The organism is Pseudaestuariivita atlantica (assembly GCF_001205715.1).
Taxonomy (GTDB): Bacteria; Pseudomonadota; Alphaproteobacteria; order Rhodobacterales; family Rhodobacteraceae; genus Pseudaestuariivita; species Pseudaestuariivita atlantica.
Map to the genome: position 1 here is coordinate 509996 of NZ_AQQZ01000001.1, position 16687 is coordinate 526682.

Annotated in this window: 15 protein-coding genes; 8 read left to right on the forward strand and 7 right to left on the reverse strand. The window is 67.2% G+C overall.

All coding sequences use genetic code 11. The features are described 5' to 3' along the window. Positions 1-121: 121 nt before the first annotated feature. The gene (locus tag ATO11_RS02505) at positions 122-1921 is read left to right on the forward strand and encodes an ABC-F family ATP-binding cassette domain-containing protein (protein ID WP_050529224.1); all 1800 of its coding nucleotides are present in this window, start codon (positions 122-124) and stop codon (positions 1919-1921) included. A gap of 174 nt (positions 1922-2095) precedes the next feature. Here the strand turns inward: ATO11_RS02505 and ATO11_RS02510 are convergent, their stop codons facing one another. Together ATO11_RS02510 and ATO11_RS02515 are read right to left on the reverse strand one after the other, a co-directional pair. Next, positions 2096-2989: a fructose bisphosphate aldolase gene (locus tag ATO11_RS02510; RefSeq protein ID WP_050529225.1), complete on the reverse strand. Its 894-nt coding sequence runs from the start codon at positions 2987-2989 to the stop codon at positions 2096-2098. Between the two features lie 81 nt (positions 2990-3070). Continuing rightward, positions 3071-4258: a phosphoglycerate kinase gene (locus ATO11_RS02515; RefSeq protein WP_050529226.1), complete on the reverse strand. Its 1188-nt coding sequence runs from the start codon at positions 4256-4258 to the stop codon at positions 3071-3073. Between the two features lie 134 nt (positions 4259-4392). Here ATO11_RS02515 and ATO11_RS02520 point away from each other — a divergent pair, with 134 nt between their 5' ends. The 3 genes from ATO11_RS02520 to ATO11_RS02530 all read left to right on the forward strand — a co-directional run bounded on the left by ATO11_RS02520 (position 4393) and on the right by ATO11_RS02530 (position 6507). After that, positions 4393-4902 (forward strand): peptidylprolyl isomerase, encoded by a 510-nt coding sequence (locus ATO11_RS02520; protein WP_050529227.1) that lies wholly within the window; start codon positions 4393-4395, stop codon positions 4900-4902. Beyond that, positions 4892-5443 carry a peptidylprolyl isomerase gene (locus tag ATO11_RS02525; RefSeq protein ID WP_050529228.1) on the forward strand — a complete coding sequence of 184 codons (552 nt, stop codon included), beginning with the start codon at positions 4892-4894 and terminating at the stop codon, positions 5441-5443. Before ATO11_RS02520 ends, ATO11_RS02525 begins: the two co-directional genes overlap by 11 nt. A gap of 95 nt (positions 5444-5538) precedes the next feature. Beyond that, positions 5539-6507, forward strand: coding sequence for a DUF3179 domain-containing protein (locus tag ATO11_RS02530; protein WP_050529229.1), 969 nt, complete (start codon positions 5539-5541; stop codon positions 6505-6507). An 88-nt stretch (positions 6508-6595) separates the two neighbouring features. Here ATO11_RS02530 and ATO11_RS02535 read toward each other — a convergent pair whose 3' ends face one another. Further along, positions 6596-7294, reverse strand: a complete 699-nt coding sequence (locus ATO11_RS02535; RefSeq protein WP_082176100.1) for a GNAT family N-acetyltransferase — start codon at positions 7292-7294, stop codon at positions 6596-6598. Between the two features lie 121 nt (positions 7295-7415). Continuing rightward, positions 7416-8651: a tyrosine--tRNA ligase gene (tyrS, locus tag ATO11_RS02540; protein WP_050529231.1), complete on the reverse strand. Its 1236-nt coding sequence runs from the start codon at positions 8649-8651 to the stop codon at positions 7416-7418. A 95-nt stretch (positions 8652-8746) separates the two neighbouring features. Between tyrS and ATO11_RS02545 the strand changes: the two genes are divergently transcribed. Next, positions 8747-9802 carry an anhydro-N-acetylmuramic acid kinase gene (locus ATO11_RS02545; protein ID WP_050529426.1) on the forward strand — a complete coding sequence of 352 codons (1056 nt, stop codon included), beginning with the start codon at positions 8747-8749 and terminating at the stop codon, positions 9800-9802. 4 nt (positions 9803-9806) lie between these two features. On the opposite strand, the gene ATO11_RS02550 is transcribed toward ATO11_RS02545, so the two are convergent. Together ATO11_RS02550 and ATO11_RS02555 are read right to left on the reverse strand one after the other, a co-directional pair. Further along, on the reverse strand, positions 9807-10694 hold the full coding sequence (locus ATO11_RS02550) for a fatty acid desaturase (protein WP_050529232.1): 888 nt from the start codon (positions 10692-10694) through the stop codon (positions 9807-9809). Positions 10695-10736: 42 nt separating this feature from the next. Further along, complete coding sequence (locus ATO11_RS02555; protein WP_242601334.1) at positions 10737-11195, reverse strand: Lrp/AsnC family transcriptional regulator; 459 nt, start codon at positions 11193-11195, stop codon at positions 10737-10739. Positions 11196-11266: 71 nt separating this feature from the next. Here ATO11_RS02555 and rocF point away from each other — a divergent pair, with 71 nt between their 5' ends. After that, complete coding sequence (gene rocF / locus ATO11_RS02560; protein WP_050529233.1) at positions 11267-12205, forward strand: arginase; 939 nt, start codon at positions 11267-11269, stop codon at positions 12203-12205. After that, positions 12202-13245: an ornithine cyclodeaminase gene (locus ATO11_RS02565; protein ID WP_050529234.1), complete on the forward strand. Its 1044-nt coding sequence runs from the start codon at positions 12202-12204 to the stop codon at positions 13243-13245. The genes rocF and ATO11_RS02565 overlap by 4 nt, the downstream gene beginning before the upstream one ends. Before the next feature lie 564 nt (positions 13246-13809). On the opposite strand, the gene ATO11_RS02570 is transcribed toward ATO11_RS02565, so the two are convergent. Then, positions 13810-15552 (reverse strand): serine protease, encoded by a 1743-nt coding sequence (locus ATO11_RS02570; RefSeq protein WP_242601335.1) that lies wholly within the window; start codon positions 15550-15552, stop codon positions 13810-13812. 213 nt (positions 15553-15765) lie between these two features. Here ATO11_RS02570 and ATO11_RS02575 point away from each other — a divergent pair, with 213 nt between their 5' ends. After that, the gene (locus tag ATO11_RS02575; RefSeq protein WP_050529236.1) at positions 15766-16686 is read left to right on the forward strand and encodes a glycine--tRNA ligase subunit alpha; all 921 of its coding nucleotides are present in this window, start codon (positions 15766-15768) and stop codon (positions 16684-16686) included. The last annotated feature ends 1 nt before the right edge of the window (position 16687 follow it).

The window sequence follows — 16687 nt, forward strand, 5'->3', positions numbered from 1 at the left end:
GTGTCATGCGGGCGTGGCAGGCATAAAGCGCATCAGCGGCACCTTCGGATCGACGCACCGCGGCCCGTCGATGCGCGGCTCCCCCTTGCGCCGCCGCGCGCCCAAGGCTAGCTCACCCGCCATGGCCGCACCGCTTCTGCAACTGAACGACATCTCGCTGACCTTCGGGGGCGACCCGGTATTCGACGGCGTCTCGCTCGTCGTGCAACCGGGCGACCGGGCTGCGCTGGTCGGGCGCAACGGATCGGGAAAATCCACGCTTCTCAAGGTCATGGCGGGTCTTGTTGAACCCGATTCCGGCCTGCGCGTCGTGCCTCCGGGCGTGAGCGTCGGCTACATGGAGCAGGACCCCTCGATGGAGGGCTTTGCCACGCTCGGCGATTTCGCCTCCGCCGCGCTTGCGCCCGGAGAGCTCTACAAGGTCGAACGCGCGGGCGCGGGCCTGTCGTTTGATCCCGCGCGCCCCGTCGCCACCGCCTCGGGCGGGGAACGCCGCCGCGCGGCACTTGCCCGCCTGCTGGCCGAAGCGCCCGAACTGATGCTGCTCGACGAGCCCACCAACCACCTCGATATCGAGGCGATCCAGTGGCTCGAAGCCGAACTCTCTGCCACGCAGGCGGGCTTCGTCCTCATCTCCCACGACCGCGCCTTCCTCACCGCGCTGACCCGCGCCACGCTCTGGATCGACCGGGGCGTCGTGCGACGGCAGGAGCGCGGCTTCGCCCGGTTCGAGGAATGGCGCGACAAGACGTGGGAAGACGAGGACCAGGCCCGCCACAAGATGGATCGCAAGATCAAGGCCGAGGCGCGATGGGCCGTCGAAGGAATCAGCGCCCGGCGCAAGCGCAACATGGGCCGCGTCCGCGCCCTGAAGGACCTGCGCGCCGAACGCGCCGCCATGATCCGCCGGCAGGGCGCCGCCGCGATGGCGCTGGATGCCGGCCCGCAATCCGGCAAACTCGTGATCGAGGCGGACAGGATCGCCAAACGGTTCGGCGACAACGTGATCCTGCGCCCGTTTTCCCTGCGCGTCCTGCGCGGCGACCGCGTTGCCTTCGTCGGGCCGAACGGGGTGGGAAAAACCACTCTGATCAAGATGTTGACGGGCGAAGTTGAACCGGACGAAGGCCGCGTGAGCCTTGGCACCAACCTGTCCGTCGCCGTGTTTGACCAGGCGCGCGCGCAACTCGACCCCGACATGACGCTGTGGGAGACGCTGGCGGGGGATCCCGAACTGGGCGTGTCCGGCAAGTCCGACCAGATCATGGTGCGCGGCACGCCGAAACACGTGGTGGGCTACCTCAAGGAATACCTGTTCGACGAACGTCAGGCCCGCGCGCCCGTGCGCTCGCTGTCGGGCGGGGAGAAGGCGCGGCTTCTGCTGTCGAAACTGATGGCGCGGCCCTCGAACCTGCTTGTGCTGGACGAACCGACCAACGATCTGGACGTCGAAACGCTCGACCTCTTGCAGGACATTCTGGGCCAGTATGACGGGACGGTCCTGCTGGTCAGCCACGACCGGGATTTCATCGACCGGGTAGCGACGACGACCGTGGCGCTGGAAGGCGGCGGGCGGGCGGTTGTCTATGCCGGGGGCTGGACCGACATGCTGGTGCAGCGCAAGGCTGAAGCGCCTGAAAGTGTCGCAAAAACAAAGCCCAAGGAGAAGAAGGTTACGCAAAGCGTGAAGCCGGTCGAGGGGCTGACCTTCACCGAGAAACACCGCCTCGACGCGCTCCCGGCAGAGATCGAGCGGCTGGAGGCCGAGATCGCCAAGCTCGAAGAGCTGATGGCCGATCCCGACCTCTACACGCGCGAGCCGGTGAAGTTCCAGAAGGCGACCGAGGCGCTGGTTGCGCGGCAGGAGAAGCTGGCGGCGGCAGAGGAAGAGTGGCTGACGCTGGAGGAGAAGGCGGGGTAGCGCGCGCCGCGTGTCGTCGGGCCGCGGTGCGGCGATCCGAAGACGCCGCTACACACCTTTATCGTCGCAATATCCGCAAACCATACCAGCGATGCGCGGATGGCAGACAGATCGCCGTGCCGGGGGGCGGCCCGGCGATGCGCGGCGGCCTGCGGCCTTGATTCCGCGCCGGCGCTACCCCGCGACCGACGCCTCGTAGATCGACGTGATCGTCGCGGCGAGCGTCGCATCGAACTCCGCGTCCGACTGCTTGGCCGACAGACCCTCGGTCAGCGCGCGGGAGAAGCTGGCGATCATGCCCGTGTTGCGCGCCAGCCGCGCATTGGCCTCTTCGCGGCTGTATCCGCCCGACAGGGCCACCACGCGCATCACCTGGGGATGATCGATCAACACCTTGTAATGGTTATCCATTTCCGGAAGCGTCAGCTTCAGCATGATGCGCTGGTCGTCCGGCAGCGCCTCCAGCTGCGCAAGGATGGCCGAGCGCAGCATGTCCTCCGCCTCCGCCTTGTCGGGGATCGAGATGGTGACCTCCGGTTCAAGGATCGGCACCAGCCCGTGGCCGAGGATCTGCCGGCCGATCTCGAACTGCTGGGCGACGTTGCGCTCCACCCCTTCGGCATTGGCCGCGCCGATGACCGAGCGCATCTTGGTCCCGAACACCCCGTGGCCCACGGCGCGGGCGCAGACCTCGTCCAGCGTCGGCATCGGCTTCATGACCTGCACGCCGTCGGCGGCCTCTTCCAGCCCGTTGTCGACCTTCAGGAAGGGCACGACGCGCCGGTCTTCCCACAGGTAGCGGGCCGAGGGCTTGCCGCCGATCTCGCGGTCCATCGTCATTTCGAACAGGATCGCGCCCATCACCTTGTCGCCGGTGAAGGCGGGCGACATCACGATGCGCGACCGCATAGCGTGGATCAGGTCGAACATCTCGTCATCGTTGGAATACTCTGATTCCTCGATCCCGTAGAGCCGCAGCGCCTTGGGCGTCGATCCGCCGGACTGGTCCAAGGCCGCGATGAACCCTTCGCCGAATTCCGCCTGTCTGGCCATTTCCGCGTTCGACATACCTCAAATCCTTTTTATTGATGCGCCACCTTGTCCTATGACAAGGCGCGCGCAACGATCAATTGTGGTTGCGCTAACGGATCACCCCAGTGCGGCGACGCCGGGCAGGGTCTTGCCCTCCATCCATTCAAGGAAGGCACCGCCGGCGGTGGAGATATAGGTGAAATCCTCCGCCGCCCCGGCCTGGTTCAGCGCCGCGACGGTGTCGCCACCTCCCGCGACCGAGATCAGCTTGCCCTCGCGCGTCAGCGCGGCGGCATGGGCGGCGGCGGCGTTGGTGGCGGCGTCGAAGGGTTCCAGTTCGAACGCACCCAGCGGGCCGTTCCAGATCAGCGTTTTCGACCGGTCGAGGACCTGCTTGATATGCGCCACGCTGTCGGGACCCGCGTCGAGGATCATCGCGTCCGCCGGGCAGTCCTCGGCCATGACCACCTCGTGCGGGGCGTTCGCTTTGAATTCGCGGGCGACGACGACGTCGCGGGGCAGAAGGATCTCGCACCCCGCTTCGGCGGCCTTGGCGGCGATCTCCTTCGCGGTGTCGGTCATGTCGTGTTCGGCCAGCGACTTGCCCACGTCGATGCCCTGTGCGGCGAGGAAGGTGTTGGCCATGCCGCCGCCGATGATGAGCGTGTCGACCTTCTCGACAAGGTTGCCCAGCAGGTCGAGCTTGGTCGACACCTTCGCGCCACCCACAACGGCAGCCACGGGGCGTTCGGGCGACCCAAGCGCGCTTTCCAGCGCCGTCAGTTCCGCCTGCATCAGCTTGCCCGCGCAGGCGGGGAGGCGCCGCGCCAGCGCCTCGGTCGAGGCATGGGCGCGGTGCGCGGCGGAGAAGGCGTCGTTGCAATAGACATCGCCCAGCCGCGCCATCTCGTCCGCGAGGGCGGCGTCGTTCTTCTCTTCGCCCGCATGAAAGCGCGTGTTCTCGCACAGCAGGACCTCGCCGGGTTGCAGGGCGCCCACCGCGGCCTCGGCCGCCGGGCCCCGGCAATCGGCGACGAAGACGACGGGCGCGCCAATCGCGGCTTCCAGCGCGGGCACCAGCGGGCGCAGCGACATCTCGGGCACCACCTTGCCCTTGGGCCGCCCGAAATGGGCCAGCAGGATCGGCATTCCGCCCGCGTCGAGGATGTGGTGCACGGTGGGCACGATCCGGTCGATGCGGGTGGTGTCCGTGACCACGCCATCCTCTACGGGGACGTTGATATCCACGCGCGTCAGCACGCGCTTGCCGGCAAGGTCGATGTCGGAAAGGGGGGTCCAGGCCATGTTTGCCTCCGGTTCGTTCGGGTTCGCGCCACCTTTGCGCAGATTCGCCCGTGCCGGGTCAACCGGGCTTTCCCCCTTTTGCTCAGGCCCCAGAACGGGTAGCCCTTGGGCCGACTTGGAAAAGGAGGGCCCCGATGGCCGAGTACGACGATCCCGAGAACACCATCCTGATGGAACTGAAAGACGGCACCGTGGTCATCAAGCTGCTGCCGGACGTAGCACCGGGCCACGTGGAGCGGATGAAGGAACTGGCGCGCGAAGGGGCTTATGACAACGTCGCCTTCCACCGCGTGATCGACGGCTTCATGGCGCAGACGGGTGACGTGCAGAACGGCAACATGGAAAACGCCTTCAACATCCGCATGGCGGGCACCGGCGGGTCGGACAAGCCGAACCTCAAGGCCGAATTCTCTCGCGTGCCGCATGCGCGCGGGTCGCTGGGCGCGGCCCGGTCGCAGAACCCCGACAGCGCGAACTCGCAGTTCTTCATCAACTTCAAGGACAACGACTTCCTGAACGGGCAATACACCGTCTATGGCCAGGTGATCGAAGGCATGGAGCATGTTGACAACATCACCCGCGGCGAGCCGCCCGCGAACCCCGACCGGATGATCAGCGTCAAGGTGGCCGCCGATGTGGCGTGAGGCGGCAGCGGTCGCGCTGACCCTCGCGGCGAGCCCGGCGCTGGCCAAGGGGCTGGAGATCACCATCGCGGGTGAGGCCAACGGCACCGTCACGATCGACCTTCTGGAAGACGTGGCACCCCTGCACGTGGCGCGCATCACCGAACTGGCGGCCGAAGGTGCCTATGACGGTGTGGTGTTCCACCGCGTGATCGACGGCTTCATGGCGCAGACAGGCGACGTGCAATACGGCAAGTCGGGCGGTGACGTGCAATTCGCGGGCCGGGGCGGATCGGACAAGCCCGACCTGCCGGCAGAGTTTTCCGACGTGCCCTATGACCGCGGCATCGTCGGCATGGCCCGCTCGCAAAACCCCAACAGCGCCAACTCGCAGTTCTTCATCATGTTCGACGAAGGCTATTTCCTGAACGGTCAATACACGGTCGTGGGCCGCGTGACCGACGGGATGGACGTGGTCGACGCGATCAAGCGCGGCACCGGCCCGAACGGCATGGTGATCGGCGCCGCCGATTACATGCAGACGGTGACCGTGACCGAGTAGGTCCACGCACATCCTGTCACGATTGCGTAAAGGGGGCTGTGGCGGCCCCCTTTTTCTTGCCATCCTTGGCGTGACACGACGCACAGGAGGGCAAGATGCGCGGATTCCTCGGCATGGTGGCGGTTGCGCTGGCGCTGACCGGTCCGGTCTTGGCCAGCCCCGACTTCTGGAAATTCGAATGGCCCGACACCGATTTCTCCCGCACCAGCGTCGAGAACTGGGTGGAGATCCTGTCGGGCGGCCCGCCCAAGGACGGCATCCCGGCGATCAGCGATCCCACCTTCCTGCGCGCGGGCGACGAGACCCGGATCGCGCCGAACGAGCCGGTGATGACGCTGGAGATGCCCGGCGCCGAACCCCGCGCCTACCCGGTGCGCTACCTCACGTGGCATGAAATCGTGAACGATACGGTGGGCGGCGTGCCCGTCGCCGTCACCTTCTGCCCCTTGTGCAATTCCGGCATCACTTTCGACCGCCGCGTCAGGGGCCGCGTCCTGACCTTCGGCGTGTCCGGCAAGCTGCGCAATTCCGACATGATCATGTATGACCGCGAAACCCAAAGCTGGTGGCAACAGGCCATGGGCGAGGGGATCGTGGGCGAGATGACGGGCGCGGAACTCGACATGTTGCCCACGTGGATGGAAAGCTGGGCGGAGTTCACCGCGCGCAATCCCGATGGGCTGGTGATGAACGAACCGGACTACAACCGCGATTACGGGCGCAACCCCTATCGCGGGTACGACAGTTCGACCCGGCCGTTCCTCTATTCCGGCGAATTGCCGCCCCACGGCATCCCGGCGCTGGAACGCGTCGTGCGGGTGGGCGACCGGGCATGGCCGCTGACCCGGTTCGGTGCCGTGACCGAGATCACCGAGGCGGGCGTGACGATTTCGTGGGCGCCGGGTCAGGCCTCGGCGCTGGATGCGGGCCGGATCGAGCGCGGGCGCGACGTGGGATCGATCCGGGTGCGCGATGCGCGTGGCCGCGACGTGCCGCATGACGTGATGTTCGCCTTCGCCTTCCACGCCTTCTGGCCCGATGGCACGTGGATGCTGCCAAATTGAGCGCGCCCAAGGCGCGCGCTTTGGTCTGGTGCCCCGTGGCCGCCGGACGGCCAGCGACTGGACCCGCCGTGCCTTGTGGCAAGCCCCGTCAGGCGCGGGCGCGGCGGCGTTCGAAGACCTGCCAGACGCCGTCATGTTCGGCAGGGACGGGCACGAATCCCGCCTTGGCGACGATCGCGCGCGAGGCGGCGTTGTCGCGGTGCACCCGCGCGATCAGCCGCGTGACATGCCCGTCCGGGCGCAGCACGTCCCTGGCAAAGCGCCGCACCGCGCGCGAGGCAAGCCCGCGTCCGCGATGGTCCCGCCCGATCCAGTAGCTCACCTCGGCCACGCCCGCATCGTCGCCGCGAACGCCGAACAGGACGCGCACTTGCCCGGCGGGGCGGCCCGCCACCTCGATCGCCTTCACGACATGGCGGTCCGTCGCGCGGGTGAGCGCGATCAGGTCCCGCGCGCCCGCCTCGGTGATCGCTTCAGGCGCGGGTTCGGGCAGGTAGCGCCACAGCGTCGGATCATCCAGCATCGCGGCATAAGCGGCGGCATCGCTTGCCCGCCAGTCCCGGAACCGCCAGTCCGGCCTGTCGGCGGTCTGGCGCGGGGCGGGGTGGGCGACATCGTCGATGCAATCCGCCCGCACCCAGCCGATCTGGTTGGGATCATAGGCCAGCGGGATGTTGTCGCGGCGGCACCTGGCGATGTCGGCGGGCGACAGCGGCCCGTCGGTGCGGCGCGGGAACGCGCCCTGCGGCCACTGGCCGCTCACCCGGTTTTCGGCACCAACTGACATCCCGCTCCGATCCGCTTGCGTACCTGATGGACGTAGAGCGTCCTCCCCGGTGGAGCAACGATTGCTTGCGGGGAATTTTTCACGCTGCGACGCTTGTTCGCGCCCGGTGCCGCGAAAATGTTCAGACGAGCTTGACCAGCGCGTGGCGCTTCTTGCCCGCGCTCAGCTTCACCGGAGACGCCAACGCGCCCGCATCCAGCATCAGCCCCGCATCGGTCAGAGGCGCGTCGTCGATCCGCGCGCCGTTTTCTGCGATCAGACGCTTGGCCTCCTTGCCCGACCCGGCCAGACCCGATTTCACGAAGGCCTGCACGATCGACAGGGGCAGATCCCCCGCCGCGACTTCAAGCGTCGGCAGGTCGTCCCCGGTGCCGCCCTTCTCGAACACCTCCCGCGCGGTCGCCTCGGCGGCCTTCGCCGCGTCGGCCCCGTGCAACAGCGTCGTGACCTCGTTGGCGAGCACGATCTTCGCCTCGTTGATCTCGGACCCCGCCAGCGCACCCAGCCGGTCGCACTCGTCCAGCGGCAACTCGGTATAGAGCTTCAGGAACCGGCCCACATCGGCGTCAGTGGTGTTGCGCCAGAACTGCCAGAACTCGTAAGGCGACAGCATGTCGGCGTTCAGCCACACCGCGCCCGATTGCGACTTGCCCATCTTCTTGCCGTCCGACGTGGTCAAGAGCGGCGAGGTCAGGCCATAGATCTCGGCATCCAGCACCCGGCGCGTCAGGTCGATCCCGTTGACGATGTTGCCCCACTGGTCCGACCCGCCCATCTGCAACAGGCAGCCATAGCGTCGGTTCAGTTCGAGGAAGTCATAGGCCTGCAGGATCATGTAGTTGAATTCGAGGAAGCTGAGGCTCTGTTCGCGATCCAGCCGCGACTTCACCGACTCGAACGACAGCATCCGGTTGACCGAGAAATGCCGCCCGATGTCGCGCAGGAAATCGAGGTAGTTCAGATCGTCCAGCCACTCGGCATTGTTGATCATCAACGCGCCGGCGTCGTAGTCGATATAGGCGCTGAACACGCGTTTGATCCCGGCGATGTTCTGGTCGATCATCTCGGGCGTCAGCAGCGGGCGTTCATCGGCGCGGAAGGACGGGTCCCCCACCTTGGTCGTGCCGCCACCCATCAGCGTGATCGGACGCCCACCGGTCTTCTGCAACCAGCGCAGCATCATGATCTGGATCAGCGATCCCACGTGCAGCGACCGCGCCGTGGCATCGAACCCGATATACCCCGTCAGCCCGCCTTTCAGCGCGGCATCGTCCAGCGCCTGGTAATCGGTGCAATCGGCGAGAAAGCCGCGCTCCATCATCACCGTCAGGAAGTCGGATTTGGGGTGGTAGGTCATGACTTGTCCCTCCGTCTCGGGAGGTGTCTATAGTGGCGCATCGGACGGAGGGAAAGGGTGTGCGGAAGTCAGGCGTGATCCGAGCCGCGGGCGCGATGTCGGGCACGTCGCTCGACGGGGTGGATGCCGCCGTGATCGACACGGACGGCCATGCGATCCATGGCTTCGGCGAACACACCTACCGCGCCTATTCCAATGCCGAGCAATCGGTGCTGCGCGCCGCCCTCGGGCGCTGGCCGGGTGATGACCTTTCCGAAGCTGCGAAGGTCGTGCACGACGCACACGTCGCGGCCCTGTCGGGGCTGGAGGCGGAGGTGGTGGGCTTTCACGGCCAGACGCTGGCGCATGACCCGCGCGGGCGCGGCACGCACCAGCTGGGCGACGGGCAGGCGCTGGCCGATGCCCTGGGTCGGCCCGTTGTCTGGGATTTCCGCAGCGCCGACGTGGCCTTGGGCGGCGAAGGCGCGCCGCTTGCGCCGTTTTTCCACTTTGCCTGCGCCCGCTGGATCGGTGCCGTGCGTCCGCTGGCCTTCCTGAACCTCGGCGGGGTGGGCAACATCACGTGGATCGACCCGTCCCGCGACGCGCCGGAGGCGCCGGGCGCGCTTCTGGCCTTCGATACCGGGCCCGCAAACGCGCCGATCAACGACCTGATGATGACCCGCCGGGGCCTCACCCACGACGCCGATGGCGCGCTCGCCGCGCAGGGCGAGGTCGAGGAGGGCGCGCTGGAGCTATTCCTCGACGATCCCTATTTCCCGCGCATCCCGCCCAAATCGCTCGACCGGGACAGTTTCGCCACCATGCTCGACCTCGTGCGCGAACTGGACGACGCCGATGCGGCGGCGACGATGACGGGCATGGCGGCGGCGGCGGTGATGCAGGGGGTCGAGCATTGCCCCGAACCACCCGAGCGCCTGCTGGTCACGGGCGGCGGGCGGCACAACCCGGTGATGATGCAGATGCTGGCCGCAGGCCTCGATTGCCCGGTCGAGCCGGTGGAGGCGGTGGGCCTCGACGGTGACATGCTCGAAGCGCAGGCCTTTGCCTTCCTCGCCGTGCGGGTGGCGCGCGGCCTGCCCACCTCCTGCCCGTCAACCACAGGGGTTCCGGCCAAGGTCGGGGGTGGAACGGTCAGCTATCCGCGTTGACGTGTCACGTGAAATCCGACACGTAATCCCTTGTGAACGCTGCATAAGATGGTGATGTCGATTTCAGGTGAGGCGCCATGTGCCGGTGCAGTTCCGGCAAGTTGTGGAACGGCACGTTCGGGGCCGCGTGATGCTCGATATGATAGGGCATGTTCCACGCCAGCCAGCGCACCGCGCGGGTGGTGAAGGTGGTGCGCGTGTTTTCCAGCATGTCTGCCACGTGCGGGCAGCGCCCATGCTCGGCCAGCAGGTAGAGCCGCAGGAAGGGCTGTCCCATGGCCATCGGCACCAGCCACAGCCAAAGCAACGCGTCCGTCCACGAAAACGACAGCGCCGCCAGCGCATAGACCGCCAGCATCCCCCGCGCTTCCTTCCGCAACCGGGGCAGGGCCGAAGCGGGCAGGTAAGGCGCGGGCGTGGGTCGGGTCGCGTTCCGAACGATCAGACTTAGGGACGCGACCCAGACCGGCACGCCGCTCACATGCCAGACCCATGCCGCCCAGCTTTCGGGCTTGGTCCCTTCGGTCAGTTCGGGGTCATGGTCGGGGTCGTGCGTGTGCCGGTGATGCGCCATGTGGAACAGGCGAAACCATTGAAACGGCTGGAAAATGACGACGCCAACCGCGTGCCCCACGATCCGGTTCAGTCGCGGCGTGGCAAAGGGCGTGTCATGGGTACATTCGTGCTGCAGCGTGAACAGGAAGACGACCAGCACGCCATGCAGCACCATCACCACGGGCCACAGCACCCAGCCTTGCGCGATCCACGTCCCCGTGACCGCAATCGCGACGAGATGCGAGGCGAGGTGCCACAGCCCCGCCGCGTCCGACCGGGTCTGCAACCGCACGCGCAGCGCGCCAGGCAGGGATTTCAGCACTTCCACATGGGTCATGGCGCGATGTGACCGGGCGCGGGGCGGCTTGGCAAGGGGGGATCAGACCGGCGCAAGCAGCAGGCTGGTTTCCGAGTTCGTCACGCCGGGGATTTCGCGGATGCGCCGCAGGACCGCGTCAATGCCGGCAAGGTCCGTCGCCGCCAATTGCGCCACCAGGTCCCAGGCGCCGTTGGTGGAATGCAGCGTCTCGATCTCGGGCAGGGCGCGCAGGGCGCGGATCACCGAGCGCGACAGCGATCCCTGTAACTCGATCGTCATGATCGCGCGCACGCCGGGCGCCGTCTCGGGTGCGGTCTCGATCGTGTAACGCAGGATGGTGCCGTTTTCCTCCAGCCGCGCCAGCCGGTGGCGCACCGTGTTGCGCGAGGCACCCGTGCGTGCGGCCAGTTCCGTGACCGAGGCGCGGGCGTCCCGGCGCAGCTGCGCGATCAGCGCGGTGTCCAAGGGTGTGAGCATTTCGACCAGTATATTGTGCGATTTGCGCAGGAATATCGCCATGCGTCCCAAAACGCCACCTCTCTTTGCGCAGGGTGACCGGGTAATCGGAGTGAAAGGAATGGGAGAACGACATGCAAGCACAGATCATCGGGGCGCCGATCCAGTCCGGCGCGGGCCAGCCGGGATGCATCATGGGGCCGGACGCCTTGCGCACGGCGGGGCTTGTCGCGGCGCTTGAAGGGCAGGGGGTCACCGTGTCGGATCGCGGCAACCTCGCGCTCGTCGAGGGGCCAAAGGTCACGCATCCGAACCCGGTCCTGAAGAACCTCCAGCACACCGCCGACTGGGTGCGAACCCTGCGCGGCGCGGCGGACAAGGCAATGGAAGAAACCGACATCCCGATCTTCATCGGCGGCGATCACTCCATGGCGGCGGCGACGCTTCCGGCGGCGGCCAACCGGGCCGCGCGGGCGGGTAAGCCCTTGTTCGTGCTTTGGCTCGATGCGCACCCGGACATGAACACGCTCGAAAGTACGGTGAGCGGCAATTTGCACGGCTGCCCAGTGGCTTACGCGGCGAACCTCGCGCCCTTTCCAGTCTTTCCCGAGGTGCCGAACCCGGTCGATCCGACCCGCATCACGATGCTCGGCCTGCGCTCGGTCGATCCGCCAGAGGCCGAGGCGATCCACGCCACTGGCGTCGACGCCTATGACATGCGCGCCATCGACGAACGCGGCGTGGCCGAGCCCCTGCGTGCCTTCCTCGAACGGGTCGCGGCGGAGGACGGGCATCTGCATCTGAGCTTCGACGTCGATTTCCTCGACCCCGCCATCGCGCCCGCCGTGGGGACCACGGTGCCCGGCGGCGCGACCTTCCGCGAGGCGCACCTGATCATGGAGATGGTGCACGATTCGGGTCGCCTGACCTCGCTCGACCTCGTCGAGCTGAACCCGTTCCTCGACGACCGGGGTCGCACGGCGCTTTTGGTGACCGACCTCGTGGCGAGCCTGTTCGGCCGCCGGGTCCTCGACCGGCCCAACCGGCCCAATGCGGGGAGGCTCGCGGCATGACCCTCGCCCCGTCCGATACCGCGCTGGTGCCTTTCGTCAGCGTCGATCACATGATGCGGCTTGTGCACCATGTCGGTCTACGGCCCATGCTGCGGGGGCTGGCGGAGTATATCGAGCAGGATTTCCGCCGCTGGGAATTGTTCGACAAGACCCCGCGCGTGGCCTCCCATTCGGCGCAGGGCGTGATCGAGTTGATGCCGACCTCGGATGGCGAGGTTTACGGGTTCAAGTACGTGAACGGCCATCCAAAGAACACGCGGGAAGGGTTGCAGACGGTCACGGCGTTCGGCCTTCTGGCCGATGTCGGCACGGGCTACCCGGTCCTGTTGTCCGAGATGACGGTGCTGACGGCGCTGCGCACGGCGGCGACCTCGGCCATGGTGGCGCGGCAACTGGCGCCCGCGACCGACACGATGGCGATGATCGGCAACGGCGCGCAGTCGGAGTTCCAGGCGCTGGCGATGGCTGAATTGTGTGGGATCTCGAAAGTGCGGCTTTACGACATCGACCCGGCGGCGACCGAGAAGGCGATGCGCAACCTCGCCGGCACGGGGATCGAGGCGGTGGCGTGCCGGTCGTCGGAAGAGGCGATGATCGGGGCGGGCATCGTGACGACCTGCACCGCCGACAAGCAATACGCGACGATCCTGACCGACAACATGGTCGGCGCGGGCGTGCACCTGAACGCGATCGGCGGAGATTGTCCGGGCAAGACAGAGCTGCATCCCGGCATCCTCGACCGCGCGGACGTGTTCGTCGAATACACGCCGCAGACCCGGATCGAGGGGGAGATCCAGCAAAAGCCCGAGGATTTCGCGGTGACCGAGATGTGGGAGGTGCTGACCGGGGCGAAGCCGGGCCGCACCTCGGACCGGCAGATCACGCTGTTCGACGGGGTCGGTTTCGCGATCGAGGATTTCTCGGCCCTGCGGTACGTGCGCGACGCGCTGCCGGGGACGGGGCTGGGCCAGATGCTGGACATGCTGGCTGACCCGGATGATCCGCGAGACTTGTTCGGGATGGTGATGCGGGCGGCGTGAGGTAACCCATGGGTTACTACAATTGTCTGTAATTGCTTAACTTTTGGGTAAGGATTGCGGGTTGCGACGGGTGCAGACGGGCCGCGGTGCGTCGAACTGACGGGTCTGCTGGGCGGTTTATGGTTACCAAGTCCGCATAACGCGCAAGCGGTGCGCCAAGGTTAGACATATCGACGTGCCGTGGGGGCGGCCCGTCGATGCGCGGCGGCCTGCGGCCTTGATTACGCGCGGGCTACAGCGGCGCGGTTGCAGTCTGACTGCCGGGCAACGGATGCGCGCCGGCCTGCGGTCTTGCATTCCGCGCGGGGTGCGTCGGTTGCAGACGGGCCGCGGTGCGTCGAGCCGACGGGTGGGCTGGGCGGTTTATGGTTGCCACGTCCGTAGAACGCCCCAGCGACGCACCAAGACCAGCCAGATCGACGTGCCGGGGGGCGGCCCGTCGATGCGCGGCGGGCTAAAGCCCTTGATTCCGCGCGGGCTACAGCGGTGTGGTTGCAGACGGACGGAAGGGCAACGGATGCGCGGCGGGCTGAAGCCATTGATTCCGCGCAAGTCAGGTCAGGTCTAGTCCTCCCAGCACTCCACCAGCACAACCACGTCGCGGGCGAGGGTGGTGAGGTCTTCGGGGGCCATGGATTGCTCGGTCACGGTGAAGCCGGGATCGGCGCCGGCCTCTTCCAGAACGGCGCGCAGGGCGTCGCTGCTGGCGGCAAAGCGGACGCCGTCGGGGAGGCGGCGACCGCCTTCGTCCTCGGCCAGAAGCAGGCCCAGCACCGCACCTCCGCCATCGAAGACCGGGCCGCCGGTGTCGCCGGGCAGGGTGTCGACGGCGAGGCGGCGCAGGTTTTCCTCCCCGCGCAACCCGCGCAGGTCTTCGAGCCGCCCGAAGGTCAGGGTGGGCGCGCCCAGCTGGCCGCCATAGGAGAACCCGGCGGCGGCGATTTCGGACCGCAGGCGCGGCGCGCCATCGCGGAAGGTCACGTGGGCGGGCGGCGACAGGGCGTCGCGCGGTTTCAGCACCGCCACGCCCAGCCGGTCATTCCGCGCGGCGATATCGGCGGGGTAGTCACCGTCCAGCGTGATGCGGGCGCATTGGCCCACCGCCTCGCTCGAGGTGAGGACCGTGCCGCTGGCATCCGTCCAGAAGCCCGAGCGGGTCAGGATCGGCCGCCGCAGCTTGAGCCCCGACACCAGGTCGAGCGTCTGTTCGGCGCCCTGCGTGTCGTCCCGGCGCAGCGTCGTTCCCGGCAGCACCTGGAACGAGGCGCGCATTTCCTGCAGGACGCGGGTGCGGCGTTCTTCGTCTCCGGCAGGCCAGATCAGGGTGAAGCCTTTGACCTCGCCATTCTGCAGGCGTGCCTCGGTATGGGACACGATCTTCGCGTTCTCGCCGGTCAGGGTGAAGGCGCTGCGCCCCTTCTCGCGGGGGCCCTCGGTGGGCACGATTTCGAGCGTTTCCATGATGTCGTAGAGGCCCGACAGCGTGTCCCGGTCGCCCGGTTGCGAAATCAGCAGGACACGCGCGCCGAGGTCGGTGCGGGCATCGTACTGGGCGAAGGGAAACTCGTATTTCTCGAACGCGACGACGCCGGTGGGCAAGAGCAACTCGATCCCGGCGCGGGTATCGGTGACGCGGCGCAGGTCCATGCCGTCGAGCACGGCGTTATACTGGCGCATCAGCTCGGCGCGCTGCGCGGTGGTCAGGACGCCCGTGACCTCGTACCCGTTCTCTTCCTGGAAGGCGGCCATCGAGCCGCGCGTGCCACGGCCATAGGCCCCGTCGATCGCGCCGGTGTAGAAGCCCGCCCATTTCAGCGCGACCTGCAATTCCTTCTTCTCGTCGCGGGTCAGGCGCGCCTCGGACGCGCGGGCCTCGCGCGGGGTTTCGTCGGGAACGGCGATCTCGTTCTCTTGCTGCGGTTCGGGTGCTTCGACGTTGGGGGTTTCCGGCTCGGCCACTGCCGTGCCGGTCGGTGCCGGCGCGGTGGCGTCGGACGGGGCCAGAAGGTTGGTGCCCACTGGCCAGAACTGCGACCGGAACGAGCGGGTAAAGGCGATGTAGCTGTCGGGCGGGATCAGCCCGTTCGCAAGGTAGGAGCGCAGGAGGCTGTCGGCCTCGGACCGGGCATAGGGGCCAAGCGCGATGCCGTACCAGCCGCCCCCCAGCGAAAACCCGTTCACGTCCGGGAAGACCTGCGCGAAGGCGCGGAGGCGGTTCTGCGCGGCGGTGAGGCTTGGCTGGGCTTCGACCTGGATCCAGACGCGGTTATCGGCTCCCTGCGCCAACGCGGCACCAACCCAGACCATTACCGCCACGCACGCTGCCAACCACGTCTTTGCCATGCCCGATCTTCCCCTCGTCTCCTGGCCTTTGCGGCCTTTGCTGGGCAGCTTATCAAAAGTCGGCGGGCCTGCACCCCAAAATCGCCGCGCCCGCGATCAAATTCCTGCCATCAATGCCCGTTGACCCCATGGGTAGGCCCCCGTAATCAGTGCGCGACCCGGGCAGAGGAGTGACAGATGGCCGACGTGGCAGCGCCCCGCAGCTTCCAGGAAATCATCCTGCGCCTTCAGACCTACTGGGCGTCGAAGGGCTGTGCCGTGTTGCAGCCCTATGACATGGAGGTCGGCGCGGGCACGTTCCACCCCGCCACCACGCTGCGCTCGCTGGGGGAAAAGCCCTGGGCGGCGGCCTATGTCCAGCCCTCGCGCCGCCCCACGGACGGGCGCTATGGCGAGAACCCCAACCGGCTGCAGCATTATTACCAGTACCAGGTGCTGATCAAACCCTCGCTGCCCGACATGCAGGACCTGTACCTTGGCTCGCTCAAGGCCATTGGCATCGATTTCGAGTTGCACGACATCCGGTTCGTCGAGGACGACTGGGAAAGCCCGACTTTGGGTGCGTGGGGGCTTGGCTGGGAGGTCTGGTGCGACGGGATGGAGGTGAGCCAGTTCACCTATTTCCAGCAGGTGGGCGGGCACGATTGCAAGCCGGTCTCGGGCGAGCTGACCTACGGGCTTGAGCGGCTGGCGATGTACGTGCTTGGCGTCGATCACGTGATGGACATGCCGTTCAACGACCCGGACGCGCCCATCGCGCTGACATACGGCGACATCTTCCGCCAGACCGAGCAGGAATATTCCCGCTGGAATTTCGACGTGGCCAATACCGAGGTGCTGCTGCGACAGTTCGAGGAGGCGGAGGCGCATTGCGCGGCGATCCTTGCGGAACCGCACGAGGACCCGAAGACCGGCAAGCGCATCATCATGGCGCACCCGGCCTACGACCAGTGCATCAAGGCGTCCCACATCTTCAACCTGCTCGACGCGCGCGGCGTGATATCCGTCACCGAGCGGCAGGCCTATATCGGGCGGGTGCGGGCGCTGGCGAAGATGTGCGCGGATGCCTTCGTGCAGACCGACGCGGCGGTGGCCTGAG